The organism is Bradyrhizobium sp. 22, from assembly GCF_000482425.1.
GTDB classification, from domain to species: domain Bacteria; phylum Pseudomonadota; class Alphaproteobacteria; order Rhizobiales; family Xanthobacteraceae; genus Bradyrhizobium; species Bradyrhizobium japonicum_B.
The window spans coordinates 1,188,435-1,205,205 of sequence record NZ_KI519400.1 but is presented as its reverse complement, the minus strand read 5'-3'; the positions used below and the strand labels follow the sequence as shown (position 1 = coordinate 1,205,205).

Here is a 16,771-nt window from a genome sequence, read left to right as displayed (position 1 = left end):
GTAAGAGAATGATCAGCTCGCCGCTTCCAGCCGCACTTCCGTCAGCAGCCGCATCGCCGCGTCGGCGTCCATCGGCTCGCCGAAGGCGAAGCCTTGGGCGTATTCGCAGCCCATTTGGTAGAGCTCGACTGCGTCGGAATCGGTCTCGGCGCCTTCGGCCACCACGTCCATGCCGAGGTCGTGCGCGAGCGCGATGATCGACTTCAGGATCACCGGTCGGGTGCCGCGGTTGGTGGTGCGCACGAAGGACTGGTCGATCTTGATGGTGTCGAACGGGAAGCGCTGCAGGTAGGCCAGCGAGGAATGGCCCGTGCCGAAATCGTCGAGCGAGAGCCCGGTGCCGAGCTCGCGGATCCGCGTCAGCATCTGCGCGGCGTGCTCCGGATTCTCCATCACCAGCGATTCCGTCAATTCGAGCTTGAGCGTGCCGCGTGCCACCGAGGAGCGCGACAGCACGGTGCGGATGTCGTGGATCAGGTCGTGGCGCAGCAACTGCCGTGACGAGACGTTGACGGAGGCGAAGATCGGCTCGCGCGAGCGCATCGCGCGCTGCCACACCGCGAGCTGCTTGGCGGTCTGGTCGAGTACGAACATGCCGAGGTCGACGATCAGGCCGGTCTCTTCCGCGATGCTGATGAATTCCGACGGCGCCATGCGCCCGAGCTTGGGGTGATCCCAGCGCACCAGCGCTTCGAAGCCGGCGACCGAGCGATCCTCCAGCCGCACGATCGGCTGGTACAGGATCGTGAGCTCCTGGCGCTCGATGGCGCGGCGCAGCTCGCTTTCCAGCGTCAGGCGATCGGTCTTCCGCGCCCGCATCGCCGGCTTGTAGACGTCGATGCGGTCGCCGCCGATGCGCTTGGAATGATACATCGCCAGCTCGGCGTCCTTGATGATCTCGTCGGTGAGCTGGGTTTGCGGATCGGACAGCGCGAGGCCGATGGACGCCGTGAGGAAGATCTCGCGGTCGTTGAAGGCGATCGGCGCGCGGATGGTCTTGCGGATGGTCTCGGCGAAGGCGGTGATGCGGGCCGGGTCCTGCTCCGACAGCAGGATCAGGCCGAACTGATCGCCGGCCATGCGGGCCAGCGTGTCCTGCGGCTTCAGGATGCGGGTAAGGCGGCGGGCCAGCGTCAGCAGGATGGAATCGCCGACCGCGATGCCGACGGAATCGTTGACCTGCTTGAAGCGGTCGAGGTCGATCACCATCAGCGTCGGCCGCAGCGTCGGCATGGTCTTGGCGAAGTTCGCGACCGCACCCAGCCGGTCCATGAACAGCTTGCGGTTGGGCAGACCGGTGAGGTTGTCGTGCACGGAATCGTGCAGCAGGCGCTCCTCGGCGTTGCGCAGCTCGGTGACGTCGGTGAGCGTGCCGACCACGCGCGAGACCTCGCCGTCCGAGCCGACCACCGGGCGGGCCTTCAGCGCGAACCACATGAAATGGCCGTCCGGGGTACGCAGGCGGAAATCCTGCACCAGGCGGCCGCGGCGCTGGTCGAGTACGCTGTCGAGCGCGGCGCGGAAACGGTCCTGGTCGAGCGGATGCAGCACCTCGAGCCAGGAGGCGGCCGGGCCTTCCAGCGTGCCGCGCTTGAGACCGAGCAGGGCCTCGGTCTCGGGGCTGGTGAAGACCTTGTCGGCGGAGACATCCCAGTCCCAGATCAGATCGCCCGAGCCGGCCAGCGCCAGCGCGCGCCGCTCGATGTCGGAGACGACGCCGGTGGTGGCGCCGCCGCCGGCGAAGGCATGCTGCATCACCGTGAAGCCGATCAGCATCACGATCAGCACGAGGCCGCCGAGCAGAGCAGGGCCGACGATGTCGTTGGTGACGGAGCCGGCCACGGTCATGCCGGCCGCGACCACCCAGACGACGAGAAGGAACCAGGTCGGGATCAACAGCACGGCGCGGTCGAAGCCGTGGGTGGAGAGATAGACGATCAGCGCAAAGCCCGCGAAGGCGATCAGCACCAGCGAGATGCGCGCGATGCCGGAGGCCACTGCCGGATCGAACAGCGCGAGCGCCACCAGCGAGCCGAGGAAGGCGAGCCAGCCGATCGTGATGTGGGAATAGCGCACATGCCAGCGGCTGAGATTGAGGTATGCGAACAGGAACACCAGGAGCGTCGCGGCCAGGATCGCCTCACCCGCCGCGCGCCAGATGCGCTCGGCGTTGTTCGACATGTCGAGCACCTTGCCCCAGAAGCCGAAATCGACGCCGATATAGACCAGCACCGCCCAGGCCAGCGCCGCGGCGGCCGGGAACATGATGCTGCCCTTGACCACAAACAGGATGGTCAGCACCAGCGCGAGCAGGCCGGAGATGCCGATCACGATGCCCTGGTACAGCGTGAACGAGTTGACCTTGTCCTTGTAGGCTTCCGGCTCCCACAGATAGAGCTGCGGCAGCTTGTCGGTGCGCAGCTCCGCGACGAAGGTGACGACGGCGCCGGGGTCGAGGGTGATGCGGAACACGTCCGCAGTTGCACTTTCCTGACGTTCGGGCCGGTCGCCGATCGAAGGCGTGATGGTCGCGATGCGCGACAGGCCGAGGTCGGGCCACAACAGGCCTGAGGAGACGATGCGGTAATGCGGCGCGACGATCAGGCGGTCGAGCTGGTCGTCGGTGTTATTGGCAAGCGCGAACACCACCCAGTTCTGGCCGCCTTCGCGGGCGCGCACCTCGATGCGGCGGACGATGCCGTCGGTGCCGGGCGCGGTGGAGACCTGGATGCGATCGGCATCGCTGCGCTGATGCTCAAGCACGCCGGTGAGGTCGATCGCGGGCGCGTCACTGCGGACGCTGACGGCGTCGAGCGCGCGCGCGGGATACGCGGCGACGAGAATCATGAGGCCCAGCGCGATGGGCGCGAGGCACCTGATCAGACGCAAGGTCAGTTCTCCGCGTTCGACGCAAACTCTGAGTAAGAGCTGATTTCAGACCGGACCGAAGTGGTTCGGTGCGTCGCGATAGATGCCACGAAAGCGAGGAAAATCAAAGGGTTTCCGGCCCGCCCTGTGGGTCAGCGGCCTAGACCTCCAACACAATTTTGCCAATATGTGCGCTGGTTTCCATGCGCCGATGCGCGTCGGCGGCCTTTTCCAGCGGGAAAGTGCTGTCCATCAGCGGTTTGACGCGGCCTTCGCGCAAAAGCGGCATCACTTTCTGCTCGATTGCGGCCACCATCGCCGCCTTATCCGCATTCGTACGGGGGCGCAGAGTCGAGCCGGTATGGGTGAGGCGCTTGACCATCACCTTGGCAATGTTGACGCTGACCTTGGGCCCGTTGAGGGTTGCGATCTGCACGATCCGGCCATCGACCGCGGCGGCGTCGTAGTTGCGGTCGACATAGTCGCCGGCGACCATGTCGAGGATCAGGTTGACGCCTTCCTTGTTGGTCGATTCCTTGACCACGGCGACGAAGTCCTCGGTCTTGTAGTTGATGGCGCGGTCGGCGCCCAATTTGAGGCAGGCATCACACTTGTCCTGCGATCCCACGGTGACGAACACCTTGGCGCCGAACGCCTTCGCAAGCTGGATCGCCATGGTGCCGATGCCGGAAGAACCGCCATGGATCAGCAGCGTCTCGCCGGCCTTGAGGCCGCCGCGCTCGAACACATTGTGCCAGACCGTCATCAGGGTCTCCGGCAGCGCGCCGGCTTCCTTGATCGACAGCGCCGGCGGCACGCTCATGGCTTGGGCGTCCTGGGCGATGCAGTACTGCGCATAGCCGCCGCCGGCGACCAGCGACATCACCTTGTCGCCGACCTTGTGCCGCTTGGCGTTGCTCCCGACCGCGACCACCTCACCGGCGATTTCGAGGCCGGGCAGGTCGCTGGCACCGGGCGGCGGCGGATAGGCGCCGGAGCGCTGTGCGACATCGGGCCGGTTGACGCCGGCGGCCATCACCTTGACCAGGATCTCGTCCGGGCCCGGCTGCGGCAGGCTGCGCTGTTCCGGGATCAGCACCTCCGGTCCGCCGGGCTTGGAGATGGCGACCACGGTCATTTGCGCGGGCAGCTTGTCCATGATGTGTCCTTGAGCAAAGGTGCGGGGATGAACCAGGCCTTTGATTAGCCAGCGCAGTCCGGACTGGCAACCGCCTCAGCGTTGCGGTCCGGCCCGCGGACGAGAGGAGGAGCGAGAATGGCGACGGAAGACGACGACCGCCCGCGCAGGAAGATCACACATGAGATCGGACAGGATCTCTCACTGTTGTCCGTGGAGGAACTGACCGAGCGCGTCCTCCTGCTCAAGACCGAGATCGCAAGACTGGAAGAAGCCGCCACCAAGAAGCGCGCCTCGCGCGATGCGGCGGATCATTTTTTCAAGAAGTAGGTGTTGCCACCTTACTTGTCCCGGACGCGGTGCGGCACGCAGTGACGCTCCGCAGAGCCGGGACCCATGTATCTCCAAGTCCCTCAGCCAAAGAACTAGGCCCCGGCTCTGCAGCGCACCGCTACGCGGTGCACTGCGTCCGGGGCAGGAGGCCGGCTCGGCCACTGGCCGACATGGCTAACGAACCCTCAAAAAAATCGCTCGTTTACTCCAGATTAAGCTTTCGGGTTTATGATTGGAACTGTCCTCGTTTGGACACCGAGTGGCTCCTGTCCACTCTGTTTGACGCCTCCCTGTTATCAACTTTCAAAGCCGCCGGTCTCCGGCGGCTCTTTTTTTGCGTCTATTCCCGGTTGAATTGCTGGGAATGACCCGCGGAAACCATATCCGCGCTTGTCACTGGACTCCGCGTCTCGCCCGCGCAATGATTTGTTCATCATAAAGCCGGCGCCAAAGCCGGACAGTCAAACAGTTGCGTAAGAGGCGTTAACCATGGAACGTTTGCAGGCCGACGGCGCGCTCGTTCAACTGAGCGAGCGGTTCACCAATTCCGCGGCGTTCGGCGTTCTGTTCCGCGAGGGCATGGATCTGGTCGAGGAGACCGCCGCCTATCTGGACGGTGCCGGCCGTACCGAGGCCAAGGCGCTCGACCGTGCCGTCAGCCTCACCTACGCGACCGAGAGCATGCGCCTCACCACCCGCCTGATGCAGCTCGCCTCCTGGCTGCTGCTGCACCGCGCGGTGAAGGAAGGCGAGATGACGCTTGTTCAGGCCAATCGCGAGAAGACCAAGGTCAAGCTCAGCGCCGCCGATCCCGGTCCTGCCGACACCATCGAGAAGCTGCCCGCGCAGCTCCAGGACCTGATCCATCGCTCGATGAGCCTGCAGACCCGCGTGCGCCGCCTCGACACCACGATCCACACCCCGCCGGCCGAGCACGTCGCAATCGGCAATCCGCTGGTGCCGCACCTCAACGCGCTGAAGGCCGCGTTCGAGCGGTAAGTTCGATCAACCATCTCGGTCGTCATTCCGGGACGCGCCTCTTGGCGGGGGCCCGGAATCCATACTCCCGATCGTGGTTATGGATTCTCAGATGCGCAATTGCGCATCGTAGCTCGCCCTTCGGGCGCCCCGGAATGACAGCGCGCGATAAATAAAAACGCCCCCGGTTTCCCGGGGGCGTTTTTCGTCTCCAGCCTTGCGGGCCGGATCAGTCCTTCTTGAGGAAGCCCGAAAACTTCTTCTGGAAGCGCGAGACGCGGCCGCCGCGGTCCATGATCTGGGCGTTGCCGCCGGTCCAGGCCGGGTGCGACTTCGGGTCGATGTCGAGGTTCAGCGTATCGCCTTCCTTGCCCCAGGTGGAGCGGGTCAGGTACTCGGTTCCGTCGGTCATCACGACCTTAATCGTATGATAATCCGGATGAATTTCGGCTTTCATGGCAAATTCCTCGGCGCCCGGCGCCTGTTCGGTGGCTCGCGAATGACGGATTTGGCCGGCTCTATACCTCACGATATCAGTCAAAACAAGCGGGCTTGCGCGGCTGAACCGGGTTTGCCCCTAAGGGACATCCCGGATTTGCCACTACCCTTGCACCGGCCTATTGGGAGCAAACGAATGCAATGGGCCAGATCTCATGAGCGCAGTGGAACGGCTTGATGACCAATATGTCGATCAGCCCGCAATGAACGCCGCGGACACAACCTCGATCGAAGCCGAGCTGATCGAAGCGCCGGCCAAGGGCCGCGCCAAGCTGCGGCCGCTGCTCGCGCTGGCACCTTATGTCGGCCGCTATCGCGGCCGGGCGGCGCTGGCCTTCGTCGCGCTCACGGTCGCGGCCCTGACCACGCTATTGGTGCCCATCGCGGTGCGCCGGATGATCGATTTCGGCCTGACGCCCGAGGGCATCGAGCTGATCAACAGCTACTTCTCGGTGATGCTCGCGGTGGTCGGCGTGCTCGCGCTCGCCAGCGCCGCGCGCTACTACCTCGTGATGACGATCGGCGAGCGCATCGTCGCCGACCTCAGGCGCGACGTCTTCGCTCATCTGCTCTCGCTCTCCCCCGCCTTCTTCGATTCCGCGCGCAGCGGCGAATTGATCTCGCGGCTCACCGCCGACACCACCCAGCTCAAATCGGCCGTCGGCGCCTCGGTGTCGATCGCGCTGCGCAATCTGATGATGTTCCTGGGCGCCACGGCGATGATGGTGATCACGAGCCCGAAGCTGTCGGGCTTCGTGCTGCTGGCCATCCCCTTGATCGTGCTGCCGCTGGTTGCCTTCGGGCGCTGGGTGCGGCGGCTGTCGCGCAACGCGCAGGATACGCTCGCCGAGGCCTCGGCCTATGCGGGCGAGCTGGTCGGCGCGATCCGCACCGTGCAGGCCTATACCAGCGAAGGGTTCGCCGAGAAGCGTTTCGGCGGCGAGGTCGAGCACGCCTATGAGGCCGCGCGGACCTCGACCCAGGCGCGCGCCGTGCTCACAGCCATCATCATCTTCATCGTGTTCGCCAGCGTGGTCGCGATCCTCTGGATCGGCTCGCATGACGTCCTCACCGGCGCGATTTCGCCGGGCCGGCTCGGTCAGTTCGTGCTGTATGCGGTGTTTGCCGCGGCGGGCCTCGGCCAGCTCAGCGAGGTCTGGGGCGAAGTCTCGGCGGCATCCGGCGCGGCCGAGCGCCTGTTCGAGATCCTGCACGTGAAGCCCGACATCACCGCGCCCGCCTCAGTGCGCGCGTTGCCGGTGCCGGCACGCGGTGAGGTCGGGTTCGATCAGGTCAGCTTTGCCTATCCGGCGCGGCGCGACGTCAATGTGCTCGATGCCGTGTCGTTCACCGTGCGCCCCGGCGAGAAGGTTGCGATCGTCGGCCCATCCGGCGCCGGCAAGAGCACGATCTTTCACCTCTTGCTGCGCTTCTACGATCCGCGCAGCGGCACGATCTCGCTCGACGGCGTGCCGGTCAAGTCCGCCGACCCCAGGGATTTCCGCGCGCGCATCGCATTGGTGCCGCAGGAATCCGTGGTGTTCGCCGCGAGCGCCCGCGAGAACATCCGCTTCGGCCGGCCCGATGCGACCGATGCCGAGGTCGAACGCGCCGCCGAGCTCGCCCATGCCGCCGAATTCATCCGCCGCCTGCCCGAAGGTTTCCAGACCCCGCTCGGCGAGCGCGGCGTGACGCTGTCAGGCGGCCAGCGCCAGCGCATCGCGATCGCGCGCGCCATCCTGCGCGATGCGCCGCTGCTGCTGCTCGACGAGGCCACCTCCGCGCTCGACGCCGAAAGCGAGACGCTGGTGCAGACCGCTCTGGAAGAGCTGATGCGCCACCGCACCACGCTGGTGATCGCGCATCGCCTCGCAACCGTGCTGTCCTGCGACCGCATCCTGGTGATGGACCAGGGCAGGATCGTCGAGCAGGGCACCCATGCCGAGCTGGTGGCGGCCAACGGCCTCTATGCGCGGTTGGCGCGGCTGCAGTTCGAGGGGGCGTGAGGGCGCAGCGCGATCGACGTGAAGCGCTGCGATCGCTGCCTCATCCACAATGTCGTCGCCCGCGAAGGCGGGCGATCCAGTACGCCGCGGCGTCTCGGTTCAATCACTGCTGTCTCTGGAATACTGGATCACACGCCCCTGTGCGCAATTGCGCACTAGGCGGGTGATGACAGCTCAGTTTGCATTTGGCGATCACGCCCGCCACACCATCTTCAGCACCGGCCGCCCCGAGGTCGGGTTCACGTCGTCGCCGGCATGGGCAAAGCCGTTGCGCTCGTAGAAGCGGATGGCGCGGGCATTGTCCTTGTTGACGAGCAGCGTCACGCCCGAGGGTGACAAGCGCTTGGCTTCCTCGACGAGCAGCCGCGCGGCATCAGAGCCCCAATGCGCGGGGTCGACCACGAGCTGGTCGAGATAGCCCTCGCCATCGATCGTGACGAAACCGGTCAGCGTGCCGTCTTGTTCCGCCACCACGATCGAGGCCTTGGGCACCAGGTCCTTGCGCCAGCGCTCGCGCCACCATTCCAGACGGGCCGAAAAGTCGATCTGCGGATAGGCCTCTTGCCAAGTGCGATGCCAGAGGTCGATCGCGGCGGCTTCGTCTTCGGGACGATAGGGGCGGAGGGTCAGGGCGCTCATTGATCCACACGGTCGTTCCGGGGCGCGCGAAGCGCGAACCCGGAACCTCGAGATTCTCTGGTGCGCAAGCGCGCACCAGAGTTCGATGCTTCGCATCGCCCCGGAATGACAGCCTCAAAAATCACCACTACCGCTCCGTTAGCTTCAGCTCGATGCGGCGGTTGCGCTTGTAGGCTTCCTCGGTGTTGCCGGGATCGAGCGGTTGGAATTCGCCGAAGCCGGCCGCCACCAGCCGCTGCGCGGGCACGCCGAGCGAGACCAGATATTGCACCACCGAGATCGAGCGTGCCGCCGACAGGTCCCAGTTCGATTTGAAGTTTGCTCCGCTCACCGGCCGCACGTCGGTATGGCCGTCGACGCGCAGCACCCAGGGAATCTCGCCAGGGATCTTCTTGTCGAGCTCGATCAGCGCGATCGCCAGCGTGTCGAGCTCGGCGCGGCCCTCGGGCAGCAGCATCGCCTGTCCGGTGTCGAAGAACACTTCGGACTGGAACACGAAGCGGTCGCCGACGATGCGGATGTCGGGGCGGTTGCCGAGGATGGCGCGCAGCCGGCCGAAGAATTCGGAGCGGTAGCGCGACAATTCCTGCACCCGCTGCGCCAAGGCGACATTCAAACGCGACCCGAGATCCGCAATGCGGTTCTGCGATTCCTTGTCGCGCTTCTCGCTGGCGTCGAGCGCCTCTTCCAGCGCCGCCAATTGCCGCCTGAGCGCGCTGATCTGCTGGTTCAGCACCTCGATCTGCGCCAGCGCCCGCGCCGAGACCGCCTTCTCCGAATCCAAAGCCTTGCCGAGCTCGGAGGTCTTGCCTTGCGCGTCGTTGCCGGCGGCGGCGAGGCCGTCATAGAGGCCCTTGATGCGGTCGCGCTCGCTCTCGGCCGAGGCGAGGCCGGCTTTCAGCTGCGAGACCTGGTCGTCGAGCGTGAGCTTGCCGAGCTTCTCCAGCGACAATAGCTCGTTGAGCTGGGCGATCTTGGCGTTGAGCTGCTCCAGCGCCTTGTCCTTGCCGGTGACCTCCTGCGACAGGAAGAACTGCACCACCAGGAATACCGACAGCAGGAACACGATCGACAGCACCAGCGTCGACAGCGCGTCGACGAAGCCGGGCCAGTAGTTGAGGCCGCCTTCGTTGCGGCGGGCGCGGGCAAGAGCCATTTACGTCTCCACTTCCGTGTGTCCCGGACAAGCTGCAACGCGTCAGCGTTGCGGCGCAGAGCCGGGACCCATTCTGTAACGCAGAAGGTGCTGGGCCCCGGCTCAGCGGCGCATCACTGCGTGCTGCGTCGCGTCCGGGGCACGAACCTTTCGTCCTGTCCTCAACTCTTCTCCGGCTGGCGCGCGAGGCGCTCCAGCAGGCGCCGGATCTCGCGGTTCTGCTCGCCCTGGCCGTCGGCCCATTCGCGGATCATCTGTTGCTCGGTGCGCATGTGCGAGACCAGCGCCTGGATCGCTTCGGCAAGGCTCGCCATCGCCGCCGTGGTGCCGCGGCTGCCACTGCCTTCCTCGAGCACGGAGCGCAAGCGCTCGACCGCGGCCTGCAGCTCGCCGCTGGCGACCCCGCCGCCGCCCGAGGCGACCGCAACCTCGCCGCTGCCATATTCGCGCACGGTGGTGGCCAGCCAGTCCTCGAGGTCGGTGTAGAAGCGGTTCTGGGCCTGGCTCGATTGCAAATCGAGGAAGCCGAGGACCAGCGAGCCGGCGAGGCCGAACAGGGAGCTGGAGAACGAGATGCCCATGCCGCCGAGGGGGGCGGCGAGGCCTTCCTTCAGCGTGTCGAACAGCGCCCCCGAATCGCTCCCGACCTTGAGCCCGTCGATCACCTTGCCAACCGAGCCGACCGTCTCGATCAGGCCCCAGAAAGTGCCGAGCAGGCCGAGGAAGACCAAAAGGCCGGTCATGTAGCGCGAGATGTCGCGGGCCTCGTCCAGGCGGGTCGCGATCGAATCGAGCAGGTGCCGCATGGTGGTCTGGGTGATCGACATCCGCCCGGAGCGCTCGCCGCCGAGGATCGCCGCCATCGGCGCCAGCAGCTTCGGGTGCCGGGCCGGCGCCAGGCCGGGGTCGGCGATGCGGAAATTGTTGACCCAGGAGACCTCGGGGTAGAGCCGGATGACCTGGCGGAACGCCAGGATGATGCCGATGAACAGCACCCCTCCGATCAGGGCATTGAGCCCGGGATTGGCGAAGAAGGCCTGGATGATCTGCTTGTAGAGCACGACGCCGACCAGTGTGCACAGCACCAGGAAGACCAGCATCCGCACCAGGAAGACGCTGGGCGAGGACAGTTTGGTGTACTCGATATCCATGGTGGAGCGGGACGAAGTGCCTGACGGCATGGCCATTATCATCCATTACGAAGCTTGCTTGCGGTGCGCACTATGGCACAGCGCCGGCCCAAAAAAAGCGCCGGATACGCCGATTTCGGGAACGGCTCGGGGAACCCGTGCCGGAAGCGGCGCTTTGATAGTCAGGTATTTGCAGGAGTTCGCCATTTGGGGGACGCATGAGCGTCGTTTCCGCGATCATCGGGACTGCCGAACGCGTGCCGCTGCCGGATGTCGTGGTCCGCGCCGCGATCCAGCGCCTGTGCTCCCGCACCGCAACGCGCCTCGCCGGCCATGATGCGGCCACTGACGCCGCCCTCGCTGGTCGGATGATGCTGCGGCCGATCGCCGAGGGTGCCGCGGCCGGGCGTGACGAGGTGCCCGCGGCGTTCTTCGCGGACGTGCTCGGCCCGAGCCGCAAATATTCCTGCTGTTTCTACAAGACCGACGCGACCACCTTGCAGGAGGCGGAGGAGGAGGCGCTGCGTCAGACCGTCGAGCATGCCGGCCTTGCCGATGGCCAGACCATCCTCGAGCTCGGCTGCGGCTGGGGCTCGCTGTCGCTGTGGATGGCGCGGCAATTTCCGCACGCCAAGGTGACGGCGGTGTCGACCTCGCAGGCGGAGCGCGCCCATGTCGAGGAGCAGGCACGGCAGCGCGGCCTGCTGAACCTGCGCGTGGTCGCCGCGGACATGAACGTGTTCGCGCCCGACGGCCAGTTCGACCGCATCGTCTCGGTCGAAATGTTCGAGCAGATGATGAATTGGCGCAAGCTGATGACCCGTCTGCGGTCATGGCTCGCCCCCGAGGGGCGGTTCTTCATGCAAATCGTCACCCATCGCTCCGGCTCGCAGCTGTTCGACCGGCTCGATCGTGACGACTGGATTGCGCAGCATGTCTTCACGGGCGGGCTGATGCCAAGCCATCACCTGGTCAGGCAGTTCGACGACATCTTCACGGTGGAGAAGGAATGGTGCTGGAGCGGCACGCATTATCAGCGCACCGCGAACGACTGGCTCGTCAATTTCGACGCGCATCGCGACGCGATCGAGGCGTCGTTGCGCAAGGTCTATGGCGAGGAGACCGCACTCTGGCTGCGGCGCTGGCGCTGGTTCTTGCTCGCGACGTCGGGCCTGTTCGGCTACGCCGATGGAACCGAGTGGGGCGTCAGCCAGTACCGGATGAAAGCCGCCGGGTAATTGCGATCTTCTGTCGCGGCACGCCGGGATGGAACCTGACTCACGATCAGGTGATTCCAAAAATATATCGTTTGGTCAATTGGTTAGCTCGTGTGACAATGAGCCGCCAATCCTCTCATTGCGTCGCAGCAAGCACCCATTATTTTCTTTTTCAAATCAGACTGTCCGGAATTTCCTGGAAGCCTGAGAGCAATGCGATTGAACGGGGCAACTACCCTTATGCTAGTACTTCATGCGCGATCCGCCTGCATGGTCATGATGCTCGCGGTCGCGGCGCCGCTGCTTGCGGGCTGCGACGAGTCAAACTCTGCGATCGTCCAGGCCCAACCGACCGAGCCGGATGTCAGCGTCGTCACGGTCAAGCCGCAGCCGCGTGCCATCGTGCGGGAACTCCCTGGCCGTATCGCGCCGACTCGTGTCTCCGAGGTGCGGCCCCGCGTGTCCGGCATCGTGGTCGAACGCTTGTTCCGCCAGGGCAGCGAGGTCAAGGCGGGCGATGCGCTCTACCGCATCGATCCACGCCCGTTCGAGGTCGAGGTCATGGCCAACGAAGCTGCGCTGGCCAAGGCCGAGGCCGCCTTGATGCAGGCGAAGCAGCAGGCGCATCGTATCGCCACCCTCACCAAGGATCGTGCCGCCCCGGAGGCCGAGAACGAGAAGGCGATTGCGGCCGAACGCCAGGCCCATGCCGACGTCGAAGGCCGCAAGGCCGACCTGGCACGGGCCAAACTCAATCTCGACTACGCGACGGTGCGCGCACCGATCGACGGCGTGGTCGGTGCGGCCCTGGTCAGCGAAGGCGCCCTCGCGGTGCAGAACGAGACCAATCTCGCCACCATCCAGCAGCTCGACCCGATCTATGCCGACTTCACCCAGTCGGTGAACGAACTCAACCAGCTCCGCCGCGCCTTCGAAACCGGTGATCTCGAGCGTATTGCGTCCGACACCGCCAAGGTCCGCCTCGTGCTCGACGACAACACCATCTATTCGCTCGAGGGCAAGCTGCTGTTCTCCGACGCCAAGGTCGACGCCCACACCGGGCAGGTGACGTTGCGCGGCGAGTTCCGCAATCCCAAGCGCGAATTGCTGCCGGGCATGTACGTCCGGGTCCGTATCGACCAGGGTCTCGATTCCGACGCGATCGCGGTGCCTCAGCAGGCGGTCCAGCGCAACGGCGGCGGCGGCAGCGAGGTGTTCGTCGTCAAGGGCGACAACCACATCGCGGTGCAGGCGGTGCGCACCGGATCGGTGCAGGACGGCATCTGGTTCGTCACCGAAGGCCTGAAGGCCGGCGACAAGGTCGTGGTCGAAGGGTTCCAGAAGTTCGCGGCAGGCGACAAGGTCAAGCCGCAATCCTGGGTCGAGGCCGAAGCGACCGCGGACAACCGGCACGCCCAGCAGCTCACGCGGTAGCGCTCGCGCGGCAAGTGTGGTCCTCATCCTGAGGAGCCCGCTGAAAGCGGGCGTCTCGAAGGATGGCCGCGGGCGAGAGCCCGCCTTCATGGTTCTCGCGGCGATGCGCAGCATCGTCCGGAGCGCGCGTTCCGCGCTCCTCACCATGAGGGACTCACGAAACAACGAGGGTAAAACGGCCAATGGCCAGTTTCTTCATCGACAGGCCAATCTTCGCCTGGGTGGTCGCGCTGTTCATCTGCTTGATCGGTGCGATCGCCGTGCCGCTGCTGCCGATCGCGCAATATCCGATCATCGCACCGCCCTCGATCTCGATCTCGACCAGCTATCCCGGTGCCTCGCCGGAAAACCTCTACAACAGCGTCACGCGTCTGATCGAGGAGGAGCTCAACGGCGCCTCCGGCATCCTCAATTTCGAATCGACCAGCGATTCGCTCGGCCAGGTCGAAATCATCGCCAATTTCCAGCCGGGCACCGACACCAACGACGCCTCCGTGGAAGTCCAGAACCGCATCAAGCGCGTCGAGGCGCGGCTGCCGCGCGCGGTGATGCAGCAGGGCATCCTGATCGAGGAAGCGTCCAGCGCGGTGCTTCAGATCATCACGCTGAGCTCGACCGACGGCAGCCTGGATGAGGTTGGCCTCGGCGACTTCATGATCCGCAACGTGCTCGGTGAGGTTCGTCGTATTCCAGGCGTCGGCCGCGCTACGCTCTATTCCACCGAGCGCTCGCTTCGCGTCTGGGTCGATCCAGCCAAGCTCGTCGGCTATGGTCTCACGGCCGACGACATCAACAAGGCGATCGCCGCTCAGAACGCGCAGGTCGCCTCCGGCAGTATCGGCGCCGAACCTTCGACGTCCAACCAGCGCACCTCCGCGCTGGTGCTGGTCAAGGGGCAGCTCTCCTCGCCGGACGAATTCGGCGCCATCATCCTGCGCGCCAATGCCGACGGCTCGACCGTGCGCCTGCGCGATGTCGCACGCGTCGAGGTCGGCGGGCTCAGCTACCAGTTCAACACGCGCCTCAACGGCAAGCCGACTGCGGGTCTGTCGGTGCTGATGTCGCCCACCGGCAATGCGCTGGCGACCGCGAGCGCGGTCGAAGCCAAGATGAAGGAGCTGTCGCGCTTCTTCCCGGCCAACATCACCTACGAGATTCCCTACAACATCACGCCCGTGGTCGAGGCTTCGATCAAGAAGGTGCTGACGACACTCGTCGAAGCCGTGGTGCTGGTGTTCGTGGTGATGTTCCTGTTCCTCCAGAACATCCGCTACACCATCATTCCGACCATCGTGGTGCCCGTGGCGCTTCTGGGCGCCTGCACCGTGCTGCTGCTCGCCGGTTATTCCATCAACATGCTCTCGATGTTCGGCATGGTGCTCGCGGTCGGCATCCTCGTCGACGACGCCATCGTCGTGGTCGAGAACGTCGAGCGCATCATGGCCGAGGAAGGCCTGTCGCCGAAGGAGGCGACGCGAAAAGCCATGTCGCAGATCACCGGCGCCATCATCGGCATCACGCTGGTGCTGATGGCGGTGTTCGTGCCGATGGCATTCTTCCCGGGCTCGGTCGGCATCATCTACCGCCAGTTCTCGGTCACTATGGTCGCGGCGATCGGCTTCTCCGCCTTCCTGGCGCTGTCGTTGACGCCGGCGCTTTGCGCGACGCTGCTGAAGCCGATCGCCAAGGGGCACGGCCATTCCACCAACTTCGTGTTTAGCCGGTTCAATCACATGCTGGAGGCGGCCAGATTCCGCTACGGGCGCACCGTCGGCTTTTCGCTGAAGCGCACCGGCCGGCTGATGCTGGTCTATGCCGCGCTGCTGGTTGGTCTGTCCTGGGCCTTCGTCAATCTGCCCGGCGGCTTCCTGCCCGTCGACGACCAGGGCTTCGTCACCACCGACGTGCAGACGCCGTCGGATTCGTCCTACGCCCGCACCGAGGCCGTGATCGAGAAGGTCGAAAAATATCTTGCCGCACGGCCGGGCGTCAAAGACGTCACCTTCCTCACCGGCTTCAGCTTCTCCGGCCAGGGCATGAATACCGCGCAGGCCTTCATCACCTTGAAGGACTGGTCGGAACGCGGGCCGAAGGATTCCGCCGCCGCGATCGTCAACGACGTCAATCGCGACCTCGGCTCGTCGATCCGCGATGCGAAGATCTCGGCGCTGCAGCCGCCGCCGATCGACAATCTCGGCAACTCCTCCGGTTTCTCGTTCCGTCTCCAGGACCGCGGCCAGAAGGGCTATCCGGCCTTGATGCGCGCGGCCGATCAGCTGATCGCGGCGGCCAATGCGAGCCCGGTGCTCCAGAAGGTCTATATCGAAGGCCTGCCCGAGGCAGGGGTGGTCAATCTCATGATCGACCGCGAGAAGGCCGGCGCGTTCGGCGTCACCTTCGAGGACATCAACAACACGATCTCGACCAATCTCGGCTCGAACTACATCAACGACTTCCCGAACCGCGGCCGCATGCAGCGCGTCGTGGTGCAGGCGGACGCCCGCGACCGCATGCGGACCGAGGACATCCTCAACTACAACGTCAAGAACAGCCGCGGCCAGCTGGTGCCGTTCTCGTCCTTCGCCACGATCGAATGGGCGCGCGGCCCGACGCAGATCGCCGGCTTCAACTATTATCCGGCGGTGCGCATCTCCGGCGAAGCCAAGCCCGGCTTCACCTCGGGCGATGCGATCGCCGAGATGGAGCGGCTTGCCGGCCGCCTGCCACGCGGCTTCGGCTACGAATGGACCGGGCAGTCGCTGCAGGAGAAGCTGTCCGGCTCGCAGGCGCCGTTCCTGCTGGCGCTGTCGGTGTTCGTGGTGTTCCTGTGTCTCGCCGCGCTCTACGAGAGCTGGACCATTCCGCTCGCGGTGCTGCTGACCGTGCCGCTCGGCATCGTCGGCGCCGTGACCGCGGCGATGCTGCGCGGCCTGCCCAACGACGTCTATTTCACCGTCGGCCTGATCACCATCATCGGCCTTGCCGCCAAGGACGCGATCCTGATCATCGAGTTCGCCAAGGACCTGCGCAAGGAAGGCAAGCCGCTGGTGGAAGCCACCATCGAAGCCTGCCGCCTGCGCTTCCGCCCGATCCTGATGACCGGCCTTGCCTTCATCTGCGGCGTGCTGCCGATGGCGATCGCCCACGGCGCCGGCGGCGCCAGCCAGCAGGCGCTCGGCTCAGTCGTGATGGGCGGCATGATCGCCGTGGTGATCCTGGCGCTGTTGATGGTGCCGGTGTTCTTCGTCTCGGTGCAGCGCGTGCTGGGCGGGGACCGGGAGCCGGCGGCGGCGAAGGAACGCGAGCCTCACGGTTCGCCGGCGCGGGCTCATACCGGGCACTGACAGTTCTTTCCGTCATTCCGGGGCGCGCGT

The 16,771-nt window shown here is 65.5% G+C and carries 12 protein-coding genes; 6 read left to right on the top strand and 6 right to left on the bottom strand.

What is annotated here, in order from left to right:
- Positions 1–12: 12 nt before the first annotated feature.
- Positions 13–2,889, bottom strand: coding sequence for an EAL domain-containing protein (locus K410_RS0131010; protein WP_028138476.1), 2,877 nt, complete (start codon positions 2,887–2,889; stop codon positions 13–15).
- A gap of 139 nt (positions 2,890–3,028) precedes the next feature.
- Positions 3,029–4,027 carry an NAD(P)H-quinone oxidoreductase gene (locus tag K410_RS0131005; protein WP_028138475.1) on the bottom strand — a complete coding sequence of 333 codons (999 nt, stop codon included), beginning with the start codon at positions 4,025–4,027 and terminating at the stop codon, positions 3,029–3,031.
- A 117-nt stretch (positions 4,028–4,144) separates the two neighbouring features.
- On the opposite strand from K410_RS0131005, the gene K410_RS0131000 reads away from it, so the two are divergent.
- Positions 4,145–4,336: a DUF1192 domain-containing protein gene (locus K410_RS0131000; RefSeq protein ID WP_028138474.1), complete on the top strand. Its 192-nt coding sequence runs from the start codon at positions 4,145–4,147 to the stop codon at positions 4,334–4,336.
- Between the two features lie 492 nt (positions 4,337–4,828).
- The gene (gene rcdA, locus K410_RS0130995) at positions 4,829–5,338 is read left to right on the top strand and encodes a protease adaptor protein RcdA (protein WP_028138473.1); all 510 of its coding nucleotides are present in this window, start codon (positions 4,829–4,831) and stop codon (positions 5,336–5,338) included.
- Between the two features lie 208 nt (positions 5,339–5,546).
- On the opposite strand, the gene rpmE is transcribed toward rcdA, so the two are convergent.
- Positions 5,547–5,774, bottom strand: a complete 228-nt coding sequence (gene rpmE, locus K410_RS0130990; RefSeq protein WP_011084323.1) for a 50S ribosomal protein L31 — start codon at positions 5,772–5,774, stop codon at positions 5,547–5,549.
- A 196-nt stretch (positions 5,775–5,970) separates the two neighbouring features.
- Here rpmE and K410_RS0130985 point away from each other — a divergent pair, with 196 nt between their 5' ends.
- Complete coding sequence (locus K410_RS0130985) at positions 5,971–7,821, top strand: ABC transporter ATP-binding protein/permease (RefSeq protein WP_028138472.1); 1,851 nt, start codon at positions 5,971–5,973, stop codon at positions 7,819–7,821.
- A gap of 192 nt (positions 7,822–8,013) precedes the next feature.
- Here the strand turns inward: K410_RS0130985 and K410_RS0130980 are convergent, their stop codons facing one another.
- From K410_RS0130980 to K410_RS0130970, 3 genes are all read right to left on the bottom strand, one after another.
- On the bottom strand, positions 8,014–8,460 hold the full coding sequence (locus K410_RS0130980) for a GNAT family N-acetyltransferase (protein WP_028138471.1): 447 nt from the start codon (positions 8,458–8,460) through the stop codon (positions 8,014–8,016).
- A gap of 127 nt (positions 8,461–8,587) precedes the next feature.
- Complete coding sequence (locus K410_RS0130975; RefSeq protein ID WP_028138470.1) at positions 8,588–9,616, bottom strand: peptidoglycan -binding protein; 1,029 nt, start codon at positions 9,614–9,616, stop codon at positions 8,588–8,590.
- A gap of 161 nt (positions 9,617–9,777) precedes the next feature.
- Positions 9,778–10,797 (bottom strand): hypothetical protein, encoded by a 1,020-nt coding sequence (locus K410_RS0130970; protein ID WP_028138469.1) that lies wholly within the window; start codon positions 10,795–10,797, stop codon positions 9,778–9,780.
- A 167-nt stretch (positions 10,798–10,964) separates the two neighbouring features.
- Between K410_RS0130970 and K410_RS0130965 the strand changes: the two genes are divergently transcribed.
- The 3 genes from K410_RS0130965 (at position 10,965) to K410_RS0130955 (ending at position 16,741) form a co-directional block, all read left to right on the top strand.
- Complete coding sequence (locus K410_RS0130965) at positions 10,965–11,984, top strand: SAM-dependent methyltransferase (RefSeq protein WP_028138468.1); 1,020 nt, start codon at positions 10,965–10,967, stop codon at positions 11,982–11,984.
- Positions 11,985–12,233: 249 nt separating this feature from the next.
- Positions 12,234–13,397, top strand: a complete 1,164-nt coding sequence (locus K410_RS0130960) for an efflux RND transporter periplasmic adaptor subunit (protein ID WP_491136924.1) — start codon at positions 12,234–12,236, stop codon at positions 13,395–13,397.
- 182 nt (positions 13,398–13,579) lie between these two features.
- A complete protein-coding gene (locus K410_RS0130955) occupies positions 13,580–16,741 on the top strand; it encodes a multidrug efflux RND transporter permease subunit (protein WP_028138466.1) in 3,162 nt (1,053 codons plus the stop codon).
- Positions 16,742–16,771 lie beyond the last annotated feature (30 nt).